At 71.5% G+C, this 18,413-nt stretch carries 19 protein-coding genes; 11 read left to right on the forward strand and 8 right to left on the reverse strand.

Features of this window, described 5'->3' with window-relative positions; all coding sequences use genetic code 11:
* Window positions 1-6 precede the first annotated feature (6 nt).
* Window positions 7-780 (forward strand): SDR family NAD(P)-dependent oxidoreductase, encoded by a 774-nt coding sequence (locus ACFYZR_RS08585; protein WP_391906935.1) that lies wholly within the window; start codon window positions 7-9, stop codon window positions 778-780.
* 197 nt (window positions 781-977) lie between these two features.
* Window positions 978-1,682, forward strand: coding sequence for a ScbR family autoregulator-binding transcription factor (locus ACFYZR_RS08590; RefSeq protein ID WP_391906938.1), 705 nt, complete (start codon window positions 978-980; stop codon window positions 1,680-1,682).
* A 226-nt stretch (window positions 1,683-1,908) separates the two neighbouring features.
* Here ACFYZR_RS08590 and ACFYZR_RS08595 read toward each other — a convergent pair whose 3' ends face one another.
* A complete protein-coding gene (locus ACFYZR_RS08595) occupies window positions 1,909-2,508 on the reverse strand; it encodes a TetR/AcrR family transcriptional regulator (RefSeq protein WP_391906941.1) in 600 nt (199 codons plus the stop codon).
* A gap of 262 nt (window positions 2,509-2,770) precedes the next feature.
* On the opposite strand from ACFYZR_RS08595, the gene ACFYZR_RS08600 reads away from it, so the two are divergent.
* From ACFYZR_RS08600 to ACFYZR_RS08610, 3 genes are all read left to right on the forward strand, one after another.
* Complete coding sequence (locus ACFYZR_RS08600) at window positions 2,771-3,100, forward strand: hypothetical protein (RefSeq protein WP_361700865.1); 330 nt, start codon at window positions 2,771-2,773, stop codon at window positions 3,098-3,100.
* A gap of 158 nt (window positions 3,101-3,258) precedes the next feature.
* Window positions 3,259-3,654, forward strand: coding sequence for a rodlin (locus ACFYZR_RS08605; RefSeq protein WP_391906944.1), 396 nt, complete (start codon window positions 3,259-3,261; stop codon window positions 3,652-3,654).
* 178 nt (window positions 3,655-3,832) lie between these two features.
* The gene (locus ACFYZR_RS08610) at window positions 3,833-4,285 is read left to right on the forward strand and encodes a rodlin (protein WP_391906947.1); all 453 of its coding nucleotides are present in this window, start codon (window positions 3,833-3,835) and stop codon (window positions 4,283-4,285) included.
* 119 nt (window positions 4,286-4,404) lie between these two features.
* Here the strand turns inward: ACFYZR_RS08610 and ACFYZR_RS08615 are convergent, their stop codons facing one another.
* Together ACFYZR_RS08615 and ACFYZR_RS08620 are read right to left on the reverse strand one after the other, a co-directional pair.
* On the reverse strand, window positions 4,405-4,671 hold the full coding sequence (locus tag ACFYZR_RS08615; RefSeq protein WP_358623777.1) for a hypothetical protein: 267 nt from the start codon (window positions 4,669-4,671) through the stop codon (window positions 4,405-4,407).
* A 153-nt stretch (window positions 4,672-4,824) separates the two neighbouring features.
* Window positions 4,825-5,235 (reverse strand): helix-turn-helix domain-containing protein, encoded by a 411-nt coding sequence (locus tag ACFYZR_RS08620; RefSeq protein WP_391906951.1) that lies wholly within the window; start codon window positions 5,233-5,235, stop codon window positions 4,825-4,827.
* 234 nt (window positions 5,236-5,469) lie between these two features.
* Between ACFYZR_RS08620 and ACFYZR_RS08625 the strand changes: the two genes are divergently transcribed.
* From ACFYZR_RS08625 to ACFYZR_RS08645, 5 genes are all read left to right on the forward strand, one after another.
* Complete coding sequence (locus tag ACFYZR_RS08625; RefSeq protein ID WP_391906953.1) at window positions 5,470-5,685, forward strand: hypothetical protein; 216 nt, start codon at window positions 5,470-5,472, stop codon at window positions 5,683-5,685.
* Between the two features lie 51 nt (window positions 5,686-5,736).
* On the forward strand, window positions 5,737-5,955 hold the full coding sequence (locus tag ACFYZR_RS08630) for a hypothetical protein (RefSeq protein WP_189455678.1): 219 nt from the start codon (window positions 5,737-5,739) through the stop codon (window positions 5,953-5,955).
* 124 nt (window positions 5,956-6,079) lie between these two features.
* On the forward strand, window positions 6,080-8,155 hold the full coding sequence (locus tag ACFYZR_RS08635; RefSeq protein WP_391906956.1) for a hypothetical protein: 2,076 nt from the start codon (window positions 6,080-6,082) through the stop codon (window positions 8,153-8,155).
* 43 nt (window positions 8,156-8,198) lie between these two features.
* Entirely contained in the window at window positions 8,199-8,831 is a 633-nt protein-coding gene (locus ACFYZR_RS08640; RefSeq protein ID WP_391906959.1) for a hypothetical protein, read from the forward strand.
* A 97-nt stretch (window positions 8,832-8,928) separates the two neighbouring features.
* Window positions 8,929-9,636 (forward strand): nucleotidyl transferase AbiEii/AbiGii toxin family protein, encoded by a 708-nt coding sequence (locus ACFYZR_RS08645; protein WP_391906962.1) that lies wholly within the window; start codon window positions 8,929-8,931, stop codon window positions 9,634-9,636.
* Between the two features lie 94 nt (window positions 9,637-9,730).
* Here ACFYZR_RS08645 and ACFYZR_RS08650 read toward each other — a convergent pair whose 3' ends face one another.
* A complete protein-coding gene (locus ACFYZR_RS08650; RefSeq protein ID WP_391906965.1) occupies window positions 9,731-11,656 on the reverse strand; it encodes a protein kinase in 1,926 nt (641 codons plus the stop codon).
* A gap of 134 nt (window positions 11,657-11,790) precedes the next feature.
* On the opposite strand from ACFYZR_RS08650, the gene ACFYZR_RS08655 reads away from it, so the two are divergent.
* Window positions 11,791-14,817 carry a BTAD domain-containing putative transcriptional regulator gene (locus ACFYZR_RS08655; RefSeq protein WP_391906968.1) on the forward strand — a complete coding sequence of 1,009 codons (3,027 nt, stop codon included), beginning with the start codon at window positions 11,791-11,793 and terminating at the stop codon, window positions 14,815-14,817.
* A 1,532-nt stretch (window positions 14,818-16,349) separates the two neighbouring features.
* Here ACFYZR_RS08655 and ACFYZR_RS08660 read toward each other — a convergent pair.
* The 4 genes from ACFYZR_RS08660 to ACFYZR_RS08675 form a co-directional block, all read right to left on the reverse strand.
* Window positions 16,350-16,631, reverse strand: a complete 282-nt coding sequence (locus tag ACFYZR_RS08660) for a hypothetical protein (RefSeq protein WP_391906970.1) — start codon at window positions 16,629-16,631, stop codon at window positions 16,350-16,352.
* Window positions 16,632-16,978: 347 nt separating this feature from the next.
* Window positions 16,979-17,563, reverse strand: a complete 585-nt coding sequence (locus tag ACFYZR_RS08665) for a WbqC family protein (RefSeq protein ID WP_391906973.1) — start codon at window positions 17,561-17,563, stop codon at window positions 16,979-16,981.
* Window positions 17,503-17,724, reverse strand: coding sequence for a WbqC family protein (locus ACFYZR_RS08670; protein ID WP_391906975.1), 222 nt, complete (start codon window positions 17,722-17,724; stop codon window positions 17,503-17,505). The genes ACFYZR_RS08665 and ACFYZR_RS08670 overlap by 61 nt, the downstream gene beginning before the upstream one ends.
* Window positions 17,725-17,740: 16 nt before the next feature.
* Complete coding sequence (locus tag ACFYZR_RS08675; protein WP_391906978.1) at window positions 17,741-18,412, reverse strand: YdcF family protein; 672 nt, start codon at window positions 18,410-18,412, stop codon at window positions 17,741-17,743.
* Window position 18,413 lies beyond the last annotated feature (1 nt).

Genomic DNA, 18,413 nt, shown 5'->3' on the forward strand with positions numbered 1-18,413 from the left:
CCCTTGATGAAGAGTGACCAGGGATTGCTGCGGGACAGGATCGCCTTGATCACCGGCGCCAGCAGTGGCATCGGTGCGGCGGCCGCACGTGTGTTCGCCCGCGAGGGGGCGACGGTCGTGCTGGCCGCCCGGCGCGAGGACCGGCTGCGCGAGCTGGTGACGGAGCTGCGCGACAAGGGGGCCGAGGCGGCGTACGTCGTCACCGATGTGACCCGGCGTGAGGACACCGCCCGCGCCGTCGCCTTTGCCGTGGAACGATACGGAAGACTTGACTCCGCTTTCAACAACGCCGGTTGGGGCGAGGGGCGCACTCCGCTGCACCTGATGGACGACGCACTCTACGACGCCATCATGGACGTCAACGCCCGGGGCACCTGGAATTGCCTGCGGGACGAGATCGCCGCCATGCTGGAGACCGGAACCGGAGGGTCCATCGTCAACAACAGCAGTGTCGGCGGGCTGTTGGCCACTCCCGTGGCCGCCCCGTACGTGGCCGCCAAGCACGCGGTCATCGGATTCACCCGGGCGGCGGCCGCCGAATACGCGGCCGACGGCATCCGGGTGAACGCCGTGGCCCCGGGCACCACGCGCACCGAGGTGGTGGCGGAGTGGTTCGAGCGGAACCCGGGAATCGAGGCGGCGTTGCACGCGGCGTCGCCCCAGCCCCGCACCGCCGAACCGGAGGAGATAGCGGAGGCCGCGGCCTGGCTCCTGAGCGACCGTTCGTCCTTCGTCACCGGCGCCACCGTTCCCGTGGACGGCGGCTTCCACATGGTGTGACACGGGAGTTGGGCGACCGGCCGCGCCGCCCCGGACGAATTGGTATCGAGTGTATTGCGCCATGTTGCCAGACGGCTCTTGATAGGATACGTACTCGCCGGTTTGATTTCCGGGGCGACCGCGGCACGTAGGCCGGCGACATGTCGCCCTCGCCGCCGGGACGCGGCGGAGCTATCTCATCGATCCGGAGGCAGACCGTGGCAAAGCAGGACCGCGCGATCAGGACTCGCCAGTCCATTCTGGAAGCGGCCGCGGTGGTGTTCGACGAGCGGGGTTACGACGCCGCCACCATTACGGAGATCCTGACCCGGGCCGAAGTGACCAAGGGGGCGCTGTATTTCCACTTCGCCTCCAAGGAGGAACTGGCGCTCGCCGTGATCGATGCCCAGATGATGACGGACCTCCCGGCCGCCGAGCCCGGCCGGGCGTCCAAGATGCAGGAATTGGTCGACATGGGCATGATCTTCGCCCATCGGCTGCTGGTGGACCCGCTGTTGCGCGGCAGCGTCCGGCTCACCCTCGAACACGGTTCGACGAACCTCAACCGCAGCGGCCCCTTCCACGGCTGGACGGAAGTCCACACGCGCGTCCTGGCCGAGGGCAAGGAGCGCGGCGAGGTGCTGCCGCATGTGGTCCCGGCCGACACCGCGGAGCTGATCGTCGGCGCGTACGCCGGTATCAACACCATGTCCCAGGCCATCAACAACCGCGCCGACCTGGAGCGTCGGGCCACGATCCTCTACGAGCACGTGATGCCCAGCGTGGCCGTGCCCTCGGTGCTGGCCCGGCTCGACCTGGCCCCCGGGCGCGGTGCCCGGGCCCTGGCCGAGGCGGAGCGGCAGCGCCTGCGGGCGGCCGGGGCGGAGGGCGCCCTGGAGGCCGCGCCGGCCGGGGTGGGCTGAACCGCGGGCCGTATCCCGCGCGTTTCCCGGCTTCCCGCCGGGGTGGAGTGTCTTATTCCGTAATTAGGGTGCCGCAGGGCACCCGTTTCTCTTAGGCTGGCCGGAAAGCGACGGCCGAAAACATTCATCGGCAGTAGAGCAAACCGACGTGACGGTATTGAACCGTTGTATTGGCCAGCCACTTTTTGTGAAGCGGCCGGCCCGGGCTTTTCCATGAGTGCGGGCGTCAGCCCGCGGTGACGGCCCGCGCGGAGGTGTCGCGGGCGGTGGAATCCAGGATCTCCAGGGCGACCCGGAGCACGGCCGCGCGCTTGTCCTCACGGTCCCCCGGCAGCGCGTCCATGGTGAGCGCCCCGAAGTGGACGGCCAGCAGGGCGCTGGAGAGCCGCACCCGGGTGTCCAGCGGCGCCTCGCCCTCGTGGAGCAGCCCGGAGACCGCCGTCACCCGTTCCCGGAGCGTCGCGCCGATGGCGAGCTCCCGCAGCGTCGCCTGGTTCTCCTGGAGGATGTGGTAGATCGGCGCGGCCTCGCGCAGGGCCGCGCTGTAGCGGCGCAGCAGCTCACGCTTGGTCTCCAGGGTGACGGGCTGGTCCCGGCCCCAGGCGATCAGCTCGTCGACCGGACGGCCGAGCTGATCGGAGAGGGCGCCGAGGATGTCCTCCTTGGTCTTGAAGTGGTAGTACAGCGCGGCCTTGGTGACGCCGAGCACCTCGGCGATCTCCCGTAGCGAGGTCTTCTCGTAGCCGCGCGAGACGAAGAGATCGAGGGCCGTCTGCTGGATGCGCTCGCGGGTGTCGCTCTTGCGTGCCTGGGATGTGCTGCCCATGGGCTCACTCTCCTGCTGGTCCGTGGTGCGCTTTCTTTAAGTTCCTAACTAGCCCGTCGGCAAGTAAGTAACGGGCGGCCCCCCTCATCGGTGCCCTTGTGGCGGCCGGGACGGGTGCGACGAGGGGAATCTAGCCGGACGGCAGGCAAGGCGAAACCATACTTGACGCCCGGCTAGGAGGCTCCTACGCTTCCGGCCTAGCTGACTAGCCTGGCGGCAGGTACGTAAATGTGACTGGACCGAGGGGATGGTGCGCGTCGACATGGCACGACATGTTGCTGCCGCGATCGACTACTACGCACACGACTACTACGCGACGGGTCTCGCCGCGGCCGGTGGTGCGCGCCATGAGGCGCCCGCCGACGCCGCGCCGGACGACCGGGCTCCGGCCGGTCGTTCCCCGGCCGAGCCCCTGCCCGCGGTATTCGAGGGGCTGAGCGTCCCGGTGCGTACGGCGGCCTCACTGCTGGGGCTCTCCCCATGGACCGTGGCCCATCTCATCGAGCGCGGCGAACTGCGCAGCGAGCGTGGCGGGCAATACCGGTACGTGACGCTGACCAGCATTTTTTCCTATCGACGACTGACCCGTTGAGGGCCTTTTGGATTTCGCTATGAACGCCGGTATGAACGCCGATCGGGCCTAGCGCGTCCACTGGATCGAACGAGTGAAAGCCCGCAACCCAGTCAATGGGCCGGAGTTATTCAGAACGCTTTCTCTGTGGGGGCGCTACTCGATCGAAAGGCATAGACGTGCTCAAGAAGGTTCTCGCCACGGCCGCCCTGTCGGCCTCCGCGGTCGGCGCCGTCGCCTCGCCGGCGATGGCCATCGGAAACGACCAGGATGTGCTCAACGCCAACGGTGCGAAGACCGGTTACGGCAACACGTTCACCGGCGGCAAGGAAAGCCCGCAGATGAGCCTGATCCAGGGCACGCTGAACAAGCCGTGCATCGGCATCGGCAAGCTGGGCATCCAGTCCCTCATCGGGGCCATCAACGTCGGTCTCCAGGATGTGCCGATCCTCTCGTCGCAGCAGCAGCAGCAGTGCACCGACAACTCCACGATCAACGACGGGGACGACCCGCTGTCGCACATCCTCGACGAGATCCCGATCCTGTCGGGCAACGGCTCGGGCAACGGTCACTGACCGAAACCGTCCGGCAAAACGGAAAGAGTCCCTCTGCGGCGGGTGTGCGGGACCCGCTGCGGGGGGACTCCCCTTTTTCCCGCGCTGGGCCGAAGGAATGAAGGCCGATAACCTTCGCGGCCGCTCCGAGTTAGGCAGTGAGTCCAGGAAATCCGTCGACCGGAGCTGAGGAAAAAACGTGTTCAAGAAGGTTGTGGCCACGGCCGCGCTCGCGGTTTCCGCGGTCGGTGTGTCGTCGGCCCCCGCGTTCGCGTACGGCGGGGGTGACGCCAGGGACGTCTACAACGCCAACGGCGCCATGCAGATGTACGGCAACACCTATACCAGCGGCTATATGAGCCCGCAGATGGGTCTGATCAACGGCTCGTTCAACAAGCCGTGCATCGCCATCGGCAAGCTGGGCGTCCAGTCGCTCATCGGCGTGCTCGGCCTCGGGCTCCAGGACATCCCGATCCTGTCGTCGCAGCAACAGCAGATGTGCACCGAGAACTCGACGATCAACGACGGGGACGACCCGCTGTCGCACATCCTCGACGACATCCCGATCCTGTCGGGCAATGGCTCCGGCAACGAGGGCGGTCTCTTCGGGGAGCTCGGCGGCCGTGGGCACGGTCACGGTCACGGCCACTGACGGCCGCGCCTGACCCGCTCGCCGCGGGAGCCGCCCTCCGGTCTCGGGGCCGGGGGGCGGCTCCCGCCGTTTCGGCGCCCGTGCTTTTCGGCGCCCGTGCGTCTCAGCTCCCGTGCGTCTCAGCTCTCGTGGTAGATGGTCAGCACCGCGCCACCGACCTCCACCCGGCGGTGGCCCAGCCGTTCCCCCCGGCGCAGCGCGCGCAGGCAGTCGCGGAACATGGCCATCTCCTCGCCCGTCAGCACGGCGGCCGCCAGGTCGAGCAGTTCGGCGACGCTCCGTTCGGTGAGCACTTCGGGCAGCTCACCGGAGAGCAGGACCACGGATTCCCCACAGCGCCCCCGTACGACGGCGTTGGACGTCGAGGCACCACTGACAACGAGCACGCATTCCCCCTGGCTTCGGGCAGACCGAGACGATAGCCGGGTGGGGACGCGCTCCTCGGGCGGACGCGAATATTCGCCGGAATCCGGTGATCCGGGAACCGTGGGCGCCGCCGCCGACGTCCGGTACGGAACTCGCGGGCCCGAACGGGTGGTTCAGCCCCCGTCCGGGTGGTCCTTGGGCGTGCGTTCGAGCAACGACTCGACCAGGGCCGCCACATGCCGGCGGTCGTCGGCGGACAGCCGCTGGACACTCGCGATCAGCAGATCGACCTCCGGGTCCGCCGGCGCGGCCGGCTCCCTGGTCTCCGCGGCCGGCTCCGCGGTCGGGTAGAGGTGGATCCCGCAGGCCTCGGCGGCCGCGCGGCGCAGGCTGTCCAGGGGGAGGTCGAGGCCGCGTGACAGTCCTTCGAGCGTGGCCGGCTGCGGCATCCGCACCAGGCGCTCGGCCGTGGCCAGATGGTGCACGGTCGAGCGCGGAACGCCGCCCCGGCGGGCGACCTCCCCGTAGGACCACCCCTGCCGGTCCAGGCGCTCTTTGATGATCTGGCTCAGTGCGTTGGTCACTGAAGGTCGCTTCCTGCTCTCGGCTGGCTCGGGCGCGCTCGGGTGAACCGATTCTACGGAGGCCGTCCAGAGGGGATCTTCGGGAACCCCTTGCGCGCCGTCGGCGGACCCCACTACTGTCCAATCTCGTTGGACAGCTTGTCCGACCGCATCGGACGCGAGCCGGGGGGTCCTGCCGTGTCCGTCCGCGTCACCGCGGTTCACAGACGAACCGCCGTCCCGAGGGGGAACACCATGCTCGATGTGCACGAGCTCGACGCCGAGTCCGCCGAGCTGCTGCCGGGTCGTGAGGCCCTGGGGAAGCTGAAGTTCAGCTTCTCCCGCACCACGACCGTCACCAAGCACATCGCCAACGTCTCGGCGCACAACACGTCGACGGCGCTGAACGTCTGCTCGCCCGACGCCGTCGCCCAGTCGGCGGCCACGCAGAACATCGCCATCCAGCAGTAGCGGTAACAGCCCGTCGCCGGAACAGAGTCGTCAGAACAGAAAGGCACTGCCATGAGCATGAACGCGCACGAGCTCGACGCCGAGTCCGCCGAGCTGCTGCCGGGTCGTGAGGCCCTGGGGAAGCTGAAGTTCAGCTTCTCCCGCACCACCAGCGTCACCAAGCACATCGCCAACGTCCATGCGCACAACGAGTCGCTCGCGGTGAACGACAACTCGCCGTTCGCGGTGGCGCAGTCCGAGGCGGCCCAGTCCATCTCCATCAAGCAGTAGGCCGGCCCGGCCCACACGCTCGGCGGACCGCGTCCAGGGGAAGCGCGGTCCGCCGATCCCCGGGGGGGCTCGGGGGATGGGGGACAGGGGTGGATCCGTCGAATTTCGTCCAGGGGGAGACAGGATGACGGTGGTCGGAGACCACGAGGCCGGCCGTAGCCGCCATCGCCGCACGACGGGCACGACGGGCACGACCACGACGATCCACTTCGGCACCGGGGGGACCGAGGTCCGGACAGGGGACAGCGGAGCCCCGGTGCCGGGTCCCGGAGGATTCCCGTACGTCCTGCCACCGGCGTACGAGGAGGGGGAGGCCACCGGGACCCCGCCGCCGCCCGACGCGGAAGCCGTCGTCCCACGGCTCAGCGCCGGGCTGCGGCTGCACGGCGAGTACCAGGGCTCGGGGTTTACCGAGCCCAAGTACATCGCCCGCCGCGGCGACGGCCAGGTGGTGCAGCTCTCCCGGCTGCTCCACCTGGTCGCCTCCGCCGTCGACGGGCGGCGCGACACCCGGGCCATCGCCCGGGAGGTCAGCGTCTCGTTCGGCCGCGAGGTCAGCGCCGACAACGTCGCCTACCTCGTGGAGACCAAGCTCCAGCCGCTCGGCATCACCGTGCCGCCCGGCCAGGAGAGCGACGAGGTCCACGGCCCGCGCTCCGACCTGCTGCTGGCCCTCAAGGGCCACCGCGTGATCTTCAACGAGCGACGGGTCGCCGTCATCGCCCGCTCGCTGGCCTGGCTCCACCGCCCGCCCGTGGTGGCGGTCGTCCTGCTGCTGGCCCTGGCCATGGACACCTGGCTGTTCGGCGTCCACGGCGCGATGACGCCCGTGCTCAACGTCCTCGACCAGCCGCTGCTGCTGCTCGTGGTCTTCGGGCTGACCGTCGCCTCGCTCGTCTTCCACGAGTTCGGCCACGCCTCGGCGTGCAGATACGACGGCGCGACACCCGGCTGCATCGGCTGCGGCCTCTTCCTGATCTGGCCCTCGATGTACACGGACGTCACCGACGTCTACCGCATCGGCCGGGCCGGGCGGATCCGCACCGACCTGGGCGGGGTCTACTTCAACGTCGTCTTCATGCTGCTGCTGACCGGGGCGTACTTCGCCACCGGCCAGCCCTTCCTGCTCTGCGCCGTCTACCTCGGCCACTTCGAGGTGCTGGAACAACTGATGCCCGCCGTCCGGCTCGACGGCTACTTCATCCTCGGCGACCTCGCCGGAGTGCCCGACCTCTACGGCAAGATCAAGCCGATCCTGCTGAGCGCGCTGCCCTGGCGCGGCACCGACCCCGCCGTCGCCGACCTCAAGCCCAGGACCCGGGCCGTCGTCACCACCTGGGTGCTGACCATGGTCCCGCTGCTGGCCGCCGAGGTCGCCTACGCCCTGTGGAACCTCCCGCGCCTGATCGGCACGGGCATCCGCTCCCTCACCCAGCAACTCACCGGCACCTACGAGGCGTTCGCCGACGGCCAGCTCGCAGCGGGCCTCGCCGGAGTGCTGGGCAGCCTGATGCTCATCGTGCCGCTGGCCGGCATGACGTACCTGTCCATCCGGCTCTCCGGACGGCTCGGCCGCAACGCCCTGCGCGCCACCTCCGGGCGCCCCCGGCTGCGCGCCGCGCTCGTCCTGGGCGTCGCCGCCGTGGCCACGGTCCTCGCCTACGCCTGGACCAGCGGGGTCACCCCCAAGCCGCTGCCGCCCAAGCCGCCGATCGCGCCGATCCTCCAGCCCAACGTCCCCACCGTGCCGCCCGCGCCCGACCCGGCCGAGGCGAACGCGCACGCCCCGATCGCCGGGCACGCCCCGAGCGGCGCCGGCCCGGACGCGGCCACCCCGGTGCTCTCCCCGCTGCCCTGGCGCACCCCGTCGGCGGCCCCGGGACTCCCCTCGCCGCCCCCGTCGGCCGCCCCGGCCCCGGCCGCCCCGGCGGCGGGTCCCGCGCCGGCCCCCAAGCCCTCCGCGGTCCCGGCCCCGATCGTCCTGGCGCCCACCACCGCGCCCCCGAAGCCCCCCGTGCTGCCGCCCTCCCCGGCACCCAAGCCGGTGCCCAGCCCGGCCGCGACCGCGTCCCCGTCGGCCGCGCCCGTCCCGCCCGCCCCGGCCCCCGCGCCGGCGAGCCCCCCGGCCCCGGCGCCCACCACCGCGACCCCGGCGACCCCGGCGCCCTCGCCGACGGCGTCGCCGGCCGCGACCCACTGATCCACTCAGTCACACCGACGCAAACCGTCGCAAGGAGCACTCCATGAACGCTCACCTCTCACGCCATTTTCTGCGGGTCGGCCTGCTGGCCGCCGGGCTCGCCGTGGCCGCCACCGGCCCGGCCCAGGCCGCCGAGGCCGTCGCCATCACCCACGACGGCGTCCGGACGACGGCGGACCACCGGCACCACATCGACCACCGCGACAGCTTCACCATCCACCAGTTCGGCTCGGTCGCGGCGGCCCGCGCCGACAACCGCGCGGACGCCAGGTCGGTGGGGTGCACCGCCGACGACGCCTGCCGCTCGGTGGCACTGTCCTTCCAGGTCATCACCCTTTCGGGGCACGACGTCCGGCTCTCCGCGGTCAACAACGGCCACGCCGTCAACGAGCACTGCGACGGCTGCCAGACCCTCGCGGGCGCCTACCAGTTCGTCGTCTCGACCGCCGCGCCCGCCCGGCTCACCGCCGACGCCCAGCACCGGCTCGCCGACATCCACCGCAGGCTGGACACGCTGAGCGCCTCCCGGCTGCCCGCCGCCGACCTCAGGCGCCAGGCGGACGCCCTGGCCGACGAGGTCAAGGCCCTGCTGTCCCAGCCGACCTCGCTGACCGCGGCCCACCCGGCCCGTCCGTCCGTGAAGGTCCACCGCCAGCTGGACGGCTGGCAGCACTGACGAGGACGCTCGCACCGACGACGTCACTCGCGGGGCGCGGCACGGCCGCGCCCCGCGACAGCACGCGATGATCATTCCCTGCGCGATAATCACGGCCATGGAAGCGGATGGCCCTGAGCCGATCGCCGGACCCCTCCGGCGGCTGATCGCCCACCTCGTCACGGCGGGGGCGGCGTATCCGCTCGTCCTGACCGGCGGCCTCGCCCTACGGGCGCTCGGCCTGACCGACCGGCCCGTGGGCAACGCGGCGCTCGCCACCGACAGCCAGGAGCCGATGCCCGCCCTCGTCGCGGCACTGCGGACGGCCCTGGAGGCGCACGGCTGGCGGGTGGGACACACCGAGACCGATCCGCTGTCGGCCCGTTTCGCGGTGACCGACCCGGAGACCGGGGAGGAGCGCGCCGTGCAGATCCTCAAGGAGACGGTCTGGCGACCGCTCGTCCCCACCGGCCTCGGCCCCTGCCTGGCGGCCGAGGACGTCGTCGGCACCAAGGTCCGCGCCCTGGCCGCCCGGGGCTTCGCCCGCGACTTCATCGACGTCCACGCCGCCTCCGCCCACTGGCCGCCCGCCGAGCTGGAGGAGTTCGGCAGACGGCACGCCTGGGACGAGGCCTTCGACCTGGCCGACCTGCGGGCCCGGCTGGACGGCGCCGACTGGATCGACGACCGCGAGTTCACCGCGTACGGGCTGGCGGAGGACCGGGTCGCCGCGCTGCGCGACTGGGCCCGGGCCTGGTCCGACGACATCGGCGAACGGCTGCTGGAGGAGGCGCCGTACGAGGACGAGGACCGGGACGGGGCCTAGGCAGCGCCCCGAAGGGGCGCGAGGCGGTTGTCGGCATGCGGCTACCGCCGCGCGGGCGCGACCAGCCACGACGCACCAGCGGATGACGTACCGCTCACGGAGACGAGTTCTTCGTCTCGTAGCTGTCGGCGTCGATGGCCGTCCACAGCTGACGGGTGCCGCCGTCGCACGGGCTGACGTTGGTCAGGACGTGCAGGCCGTTGGCGGTCAGGCACTCCTGGTTCTTCATGTTGATCAGCCGGTAGCCGGAGCCCTCGGGCACGACGCGCCACCGCTGGTTCGCCGCGGGGCCCTGGGGCGTGCCCCAGATCTGGGCCATGCGGTCCTCGAGGCTCATGTCCAGCACCTTCCCCGGGGCGGCGAGGTTGGTGAAGGTGTAGCTGCCGTCCCCGTACTTGGTCGGCTGCCACTGCTGGGCTTCGCTCGCGTTGATGTCCCAGGTGCCGACGCGATTGCCGTCGACTTGCCGGCTGTTGTCGTTGTCGAGGGCCGTGAAGCCGTTGCGCCACTGCACCTTCGCCGGCAGGGCGGGCTGCACGGGCGGGGCCGGCTTCGAGGGATCGGGCTTCGACGGGGTCGGCTTGGCCGGGTCCGGGTTCTTGTCGGGGTCCGGCTCCTTGGAGTGGTCCGGCGCCGGCCGGCCGGTCTCGGGCCGGGAGTCCCCGCCCGTGCCGTCGCCCGTGCCCTTCTGGTGGGACGGCGTGGGGGCCACCGGGCCGGGAAGGGTGTAGCCGCCCGGCGAGGAGGGCCGCGACATGTCGGGTGTCGCGCTGCCGGACGCGCCGGGCAGAGCGGAGGGCGTGCTTCCGGTGGGGGCCGGGACGGTCCCGGAGTGGCCGGAACTCGCGCTCGGGGAGGCGGCGGGCGGGGCGGGCGCGGCGGAGGCGCCGGGCGCGGTGCCCGCCCGCGGCGCGGCGGGGGAGGCGCCCGGACGGATGCTCCCGGCGTCCTCGGCGGTCGCCCGCGCCTGCCGCTCGCCGCCGTCCCGCAGGGTCAGGGGGACGGCCACGGCGGTGGCGCCCGCCGCCACGATGCACGCCGCGACGAGCGCCCCCACCTGGGCTCGCCGCATGCCGGTGACGCTCGTCGAGACGGTGGCGTGCGTCGAGGCGGCGGGGGACGCGACCGGGACGGAGGTCGTGGCCGGGCTGGAGGTAGCGACTGAGGCGGCGTACGAGGAGTACACCCTCACCGCGTCACGCACGGAGGCCAGTTCGGCGGCCATGGCGGCGGCGTTCTCCCACCGCTCATCGGGGGCTTTGGACAGCGCCCGTCGCACTACTTCCCGCACCGGGACGGGGATGTCGTCCGGCAGTTCCGGCGGGGGCTCCGTGAGGTGCTTGAGGGTGATCTCGAAGGCGGTCGCGCCGTCGAACGGCACCTGCCCGGCCAGCATCTCGTGGAGGACGACGCCGACCGAGTACAGGTCGGCCACGGGTGTGACCCGGCCCCGGGCGGCCTGCTCGGGCGCCTGGTACGGGGCGGTGCCCAGCCGCGTACCGGAGGCGGTGAGGCGGGGCGAGAAGTCCGGCAGCGCGATGCCGAAGTCCGCGACCAGGATCCGGCCGTCCCGCAGCAGCAGGTTCGACGGTTTGACGTCGCGGTGGACGATCCCGGCCTCGTGCGCGGCGCGCAGGGCCTCCACGATCTGTACGGCGAGGTCCAGCGCGCGCTCCGGGGGCAGCGCGCCCTCGCGGCGGAGCAGCGCGTCCAGCGACTCGCCGGTCACCAGCTCCATCACCAGGAACGCGGTGGGCTCGCCGGTGTCCCCGGCGGCCGGGGGCTCGTGCCCGTAGTCGTACACCGAGACGATGCCGGGGTGGTTGAGCTTGGCCATGGCCGTCGCCTCGGAGCGGAACCGCTCCGCGAACGTGGCGTCGTCCTCCACCGGCGGACGGAGCAGCTTCACGGCGACCTGCCGCTCGAGGACGGAGTCCAGGCCCGTCCACACCGTCCCCATGGAGCCGCTCGCGAGCCGTTCGGACAGCGTGTACCGCCCGGCCAGGGTCTTCCCCCGCACTGATTCCCACCCCGCACGGCCGTGTTCTAAAGAAGCCGAAAGAAGTCGAAGGAAACTGAAAGGAAATGATCGATACGGCCGGGGTGCAGAATACCCTTCACTTACTGGAAATCACGACAGGTATGGCTGAATTCATGGCAATCGGAACGAGCGTGCCGGAAGCGCCGGAGGGGCTGTGGTTCTCCGTCCTGGGCCCGCTGCGGGCCTGGCGGAGCGGGGCCGAACTGCCGCTCGGACCGCCGCAGCAGCGCGCCATGCTCGCCATGCTGCTGCTGAGCGAGGGCCGGACGGTCTCCGCGGACCGGCTCATCGACGCCCTGTGGGGCGAGGAGCCGCCGCACGCCGCCCTCGGCACGGTGCGCACCTACGCCTACCGGTTGCGCCGCCTGCTCGGCGCGGACGTCCTGACCTCCGAGTCCGGCGGCTACCGGCTGCGCGTCCCCGCCGACCGCGTGGACGCCGCCCGGTGCGAGGCGCTCGCCGCCGAGGCCGCCGCCCGTCGCGCCGAGGGCGACGCGGAGGGCGCGCTGCGCGCCCTGGGGCAGGCCCTGGGCCTGTGGCGCGGTGACGTGCTGCTCGTCCTGCCCGGCCCGTACGCCGAGCGCCAGCGCACCCGGTGGCAGGAGCGCAAGGTCGAACTGCTGGAGACCCGGCTGGAGATCGACCTCGAACAGGGCCGGCACCGCGAGGTCGTCGAGGAACTCGCCGGGCTCACCGCCGCCTACCCGCTGCGCGAGCGCTTCGCCGAGCTGCGGATGACCGCCCTGTGCCGGTCCGGCCGGCAGGCCGACGCGCTCAAGGCGTACGACGAGGCGCGCCGGGTGCTGGCGGAGGAGGTCGGGGTCGATCCCGGGCCGGCCCTGCGCGAGCTCCACCGGCGGGTGCTCGCCGCCGACCCCGCGCTGGTGCCCGCCGCGCCGGCGCCGGGCGCGCCCACCTCCTCGTCCCTCGCCGTCCCGTCCCCCGGCGCCTCGTCCCTCGCCGGCCGGCTCCTCGCCGAGCGGCGGCCGGGACGCGTGGAGACGGCGCCCGCCCTCTGGTCCCCGGCTCCCCGGCAACTCCCCTTCACCGCATCCGACTTCACCGGCCGCGAGGCCGAGACGGCCACCGTGGCCGAGGCGTTGCTGCGGCCCGACGGCATGCCCGTGGTGGCGATATCCGGCCTCGGCGGCGTCGGCAAGACGGAACTCGCCGTGCGGACCGCGCACCGGCTGGCCGACCGGTTCCCCGACGGCCAGCTCCACGCCGTCCTGCACGACGACGACGGACGGCCCACCCCGCCCGAGGAGACCCTGGAGGGCTTCCTGCGCGCCCTGGGCGTCCCCGCCCAGGCGGTGCCCGCCGGGCTCGCCGAGCGCACGGCCCTCTTCCGTTCCGCGGTGGCGGGCCGCCGGGTGCTGATCGTGCTCGACAACGCCCGCGACACCGAGCAGATACGCCCGCTGCTGCCCGTCGACGGCTGCGCCGTCCTCGTCACCAGCCGCACCCGGCTCGACCCGCTCCCCGGCATGCGCTTCGTCGCCCTCGGCGTGCTCACGCCCGAGGAGTCCCTGGAACTCTTCACCCGCGTCGTCGGCGCGGACCGGGTCGCCGCCGAGCCGGAGGACGCCCGCCGCGGCGTGGCGGCCTGCGGCCACCTCCCGCTCGCGATCCGCCTCCTCGCCTCCCGGCTGGCCTGCCGGCCCGGCTGGGGGATCGGCTGGGTCGTCGACCAGCTGGAGGACGAGCACGACCGGCGCCGCCTGGACGTCCTGCGCTCCGGCACCCTCGACGTGGAGACCACCTTCCGCTTCAGCTACGAGCGGCTGGACGCCGCCCAGGCCCGCGCCTTCCGCCTGCTGGCAGCGCTCCGGCTCCCGCACCTCCCGCTGGACGCCGTTGCCGCCGCCCTCGAACTGTCCCGCCACGAGGCCGAGGACGTCGCCGAATCACTGGTGGACTGCTCCCTGCTGGAGACCCCCGCCCCCGAGCGCTACGGCTACCACGGTCTGCTGTCCGCCTTCGCCCAGGGCCTGTGCGGCCCGGAAGGCGAACCGGAGCACATCAGGGCGGCCCTGGGCCGGGTGGTCCGCCGCTACCACGGCGACCCCGGCGTCGACCCCTGCGACGTCGCCGCCGCGCTCCAGCGGTACGCCGAGGGCGCGGCCACCACCGGCCCGGAGCGCGCGCTGACCGCCGGCCGGGAGCACGCGCTCACCGCCGGCCGGGCGGCCGGCGCCCCGGATCTCGCCCTCGCGGCCGAGCTGCTGCTCGACAGCACCCTCCGGCACGACTGCGGCCACGCCACCCGCCGGCTCGGCCGGGCCGCGCTCGCCCTGCTCGGCACCGCCCTCGCCGAGGGCGACCCGGCCGCCGAGGCGCGCGTCCGGCTCGCCCTCGGCCGGCTGCTCCTGGAGATGGGCACCGCCACCACCCCCGCCCTCGCCGAGCTGATCGCCGCCCGCGACCTGTGCGCCCGCCACGCGCTGCCGCCCGTCGTCCGCGCCCACACCCACAGCGCCCTGGGCGCCTGCTTCGCCCGGGCCGGCCGGCACGAGGACGCCGCCCACGCCTTCCGGGCCGCCGCCACCCTCCACGACACCCTGGGCTCCACCGCCGCCGTCGTTCCCGAACTCCTGGGCCTCGCCCGGTCCCTGGCCGGCGCGGGCCGCGCCACCGACGCCGGGAACGCCGCCGCCACGGCCCGCGCCCTGTGCCGCACCCTGAACGACAGCGGCCTGGAGGCCCTCGCCCTGAGCACCCTCGGCACCCTCGCCGAGGAACGCGGCGACCTGGACGGGGCCGTCGGCCACTTCCGCGCCGCCCTCGCCCTGCTGCGCCCCGAGGAGCGCCGCCGCACCGGCCGCACCCTGATGAGCCTCACCCACGTCCTGCGCGCCGCCGGCCGCGCCGCCGAGGCCGCCGACGCCGCCGCGCGCGCCGTGGAGGCCTTCACGGCCGACGGCGACCAGTACGGCGCGGGCCTCGCCCTCGCCGAACTCGGCCACGCCACCGCCCGCCTCCCCGACCCCGACACCGCCCGGCTGCACTGGTCGGAGGCGCACGTGCTGCTCGCCCGCATCGGCGCCCCGGAGGCCCGCTCCCTGCGCGAGCTCAGCGGCGATCACGACCGCTCGGTACGCACGGAGCCCTGGCCGTCGTGGACGCCGGCGCGGATGTGAGCGCCTGTGCGGGTGTGAGCGCCGGTGTGACGTGAGCGCCGGTGTGACGTGAGCAAACGAAACGGACCCCAGGCCATCCGGCCTGGGGTCCGTTCCAGAAGAGCGGGCGACGAGAATCGAACTCGCGCTCTGAGCTTGGGAATCACAGGGGTCTGGAGGACAGATATACGACCTGACCTGCGGTGATGGAGGGACTCAGTGCTTTTTCAGGGGCTGTCTGGTGCCCCTTCTAACCGCTGTCTACCGGGCCCAAGGGCACGGATAGGGCACGGGGGCTCGAGTAGCCGGATGGTGTCCCGCAGCCTTCGACGTGACTACCGAGCCGTTCTTGGCGCGGCGTCTGGGCCGTCCCGTGATGTGGCGCGGCCAAGCTATGCATGAGGATCGGCTCGAAGTCGCATTCGGTACTTCTTACCGATTTCGGCGGTAGCGACGGGGCGGGGTGCGCACGGCGGGTCTGTACATCGGAGGTGTCTTTCGGGGTTCTCTCTCGGGGTGCCAGGACGGACCGCTGTGTGGGGCCTTCCCCCATTGCCAGGGTCGGACCCAGGTGCTGATGGGGTCTGGCAGGGGGTCCACCTGGTGCTGTCGGGGCTTGGTGTAGTGGGTGTGGGGCGGGAGGTGGAAGTGCAGGGGGCTGGTCGGGCTGGGGTCGAGCTTGATTGGCTCCGTTGAAGGGGGTGGCTCTATGCCCAGCCTGATGTTCCGCCCCAGGCGCTGGGTCAGATAGGGCGAGAACAGCACCGCCTGTGCACGATGCTGACCGTCTACCAATTCATGGAGGAGACGGGCCAGAAGCTGGGATTTGCCAGTGCCTGGTACACCAGAGATCTGCGTCCCGTACTCCTCGAAGAGGAAGTGCCAGCTGCCGGGGTTGGGCCGGAACGTTGATGGCGTCCGTACGTATGGGGTGACGGGTGCCGCCCACTCGGCGAGGCGTCGTTCGAGATACGCCATGTACTCGTCGAAGCCGGGCGGTGAGTGACGCGGCGCGGGGAATTCGGGTGGAGTATCCGAGTAGCTCAGCAGTCGATAGGTACGGCGCTGCACGGTGCGCCGGGCCGTACGCCTCTCTGAGCGTATGGTCGAGCCGGACCCGACGCGCCGGGCATCACGGTAGGCGGCCTGCTTGCAGGCTGTACTGCAGTAACGGCGGGGCCGACCAGTGGGCTTCTGGGTGAAGGGTGGGGCGGTGCAGCTAGGACGCGCGCAACGGTGTACGGGGACGTCCTTGGCTGCCTGCCACACCACGGGTGAGTGTCGGGGCCCGAAGCGGCTGCGGAGTTCCTCACGGAGTTGGTCGCCGTACTCCGAGTCACGCAGCTTGGCCAGGAGCCGGGAAATGAGCTGCTGCAGACTGCCTTGTGTGATGCCTAGCTGGGCTGCCATCTGCTCAGGCGGGGCGCCGTGCAGGTAGTCGAGGAGCAGCCGTCGGTGTGCTGGGGTGAGTACCTTACGTAGTGCACGGCCAAGAATGTCTTCGCCAATGTGCCGGCCTACGCGGTCTCGATCCGGCCCGTATCCCCTGTGTCTCACTGCTCTTCCCCCTCTGCCCCCTCCTTTGCCGCCGATCGCTCACTGCTCTCCGCCACTTCGGTGCTGGTACCGGGGAGCACCTGGCGGACCCTGAACCGCAGCGAGCTGCACATGCTGATCAGGGTGCGGCTGCTGGTTTCCAACATCTGGGGCAAGTCTTCGAGACGGGCCCGGCGGATCGCCTGTTCGGCGATGCGCCCGTGAACCAGCACGGTGACTAGCCAGACAAGGGTTAGCGCGACCAGCGCGAGCAGCGCGATCAGTACGGCCTTGGACACTGTGTGCTCTTCTCCTTCCGGGCCCAGACATGACGATGGCCCCCGCCGCAGTGTTCTGCGGCGGGGGCCATCGATCGGTGTGCGGGCAATAAAAAGCCCCGCTGTGAGGCGGGGCTGGCGTGGCCGAGGCACAGATGTGCCGTGACCTGAGGGAGAACGTACCTGGCTCTGTCTGGTCAGTGGGCCGGTGTGCAGCAGGCAGAGGTGTTTCCGCAGGTCAAGGCCAGTAGATGGCCTGGGGGCAAGGCACGGGAACGAAAGAAGTTTCGTAACGCGCGCTGGTATGAGGGCCTGCTGTGCCCAGAGACAGGGCCCTGTAACACGTGGCACTGTGGACGCTCGTTGGTCTATTGCGGGCCCTTTGGGGACACGACGAGACGCTCGTCGCATGTGTCACTCCACCGTTGCAGCTTGGTGCGCAACTCGTCGACCAAGTGATGAGGCCCGAACTGCATCAGAGCCCTGACTGCGCTGATCTGGTGCGCGGCCTCGCACAACCCTGCGACCGATGCGTTGAACGGAGTGACCGTGATGCCGCTGGCGACGAAGGGGCGCACATCGAGGTAGCGCATGCCGCCTGATCCGCACAGGTACGTCCGGGCGCTGACGCCGGTGGCCAGGTCGGCGAGCCGCTGTGAGCGGCCTGGGCGAGCCGGAAGGTCACTGCTGCGGAGGGTCTGTCCCTTCCAGGTGAGGAGGTCCAGCAGGGCTCGGGTGGAGGCCTCGGCGACGGCTGCGGTCCGGTCGCTGACAACAAAGGCGTCGAGGACCGAGGCCAGGGCTTGCTGGAAGGCGGGCCAGTGCGGGCTGGCCCCATAGAGCTGCTGGAGCACTCGGGCGGTCCGTTCCCGGGTCCGGGCCGGTTCGGCCATCACCGCATCTCGGATGAGTGTCCGCTGGCCGTTGGGCAGGTGGGTGGGAAGGGACGCCATCTGTGGTCTGCCGGGTTGTCCAGTGCTGCGAGGCGGGCTCGGTGCTGATAGTCGCGGCGGGCGAACTGGACGTCGTCGAGGACGATCCAGCAGTCCGCCGCGAACAGCTTGGCCAGCGTGGTCAGCCGGGGGAAGAAGTTGGGCTGGTGGATGGCACACACCCCACCCCGCGTGGGTTCAGGTGGTGAGGAGACGGCTGTCGAAGCCGTCGCTGATGAGGGATTCGTACGCGGCATGCACGTCCTCCGGGACGTCCTGCTCGATGGCGAAGCCGAGCTTCGGGTACTCGATCACGCGCTGCAGATCGCCGACGAGCTGGTCGACGACGAGCTTTTCGTCGCCGATCGTCTTCAGGTAGTCGTCGAACTCCAGCGGCGCCGAGGCACAGATCACCTCCACCTCGGGCCATACCTGGCGGGCAGTGGCGAACGCGCGTCGCTCCATGTAAGGCATGGCGACCAGCAGCACTGTCTTGACATCGAGGCCAGCGGCGGCCAGAACGTCGCGGGAGAAGGTGATGTTCTGGCCGGTGTTCCTGGCGTTGGGCTCCAGTAGAACCGCTTCGTCAGGGACGCCGAGGGCGAGCGCGTGCTCGCGGAAGTGCACGGCCTCGCCGCGAGGGAAGCGGCCGGGGTGGGTGGGGTTGGGTCCGCCGGAGAAGACGAGGGTGGGGAAGAGTCCGGCCCGATAGAGCTCGGCGCAGAAGACGGGGACGCCCAGGTCGTGGCTGCCCAGGCCGATGGCGGCGTCCGTCGGCCGGAGCTCGTGGCCCGTCTGGTGGTAGTCCCAGATCAGCTTGGCTCGTCGACGCTGGTCGTCGGTGATGGCCCGCTGGATGTCCGTCGTCACT

It is taken from the genome of Streptomyces sp. NPDC001678 (assembly GCF_042892945.1).
Classification (GTDB): domain Bacteria; phylum Actinomycetota; class Actinomycetes; order Streptomycetales; family Streptomycetaceae; genus Streptomyces.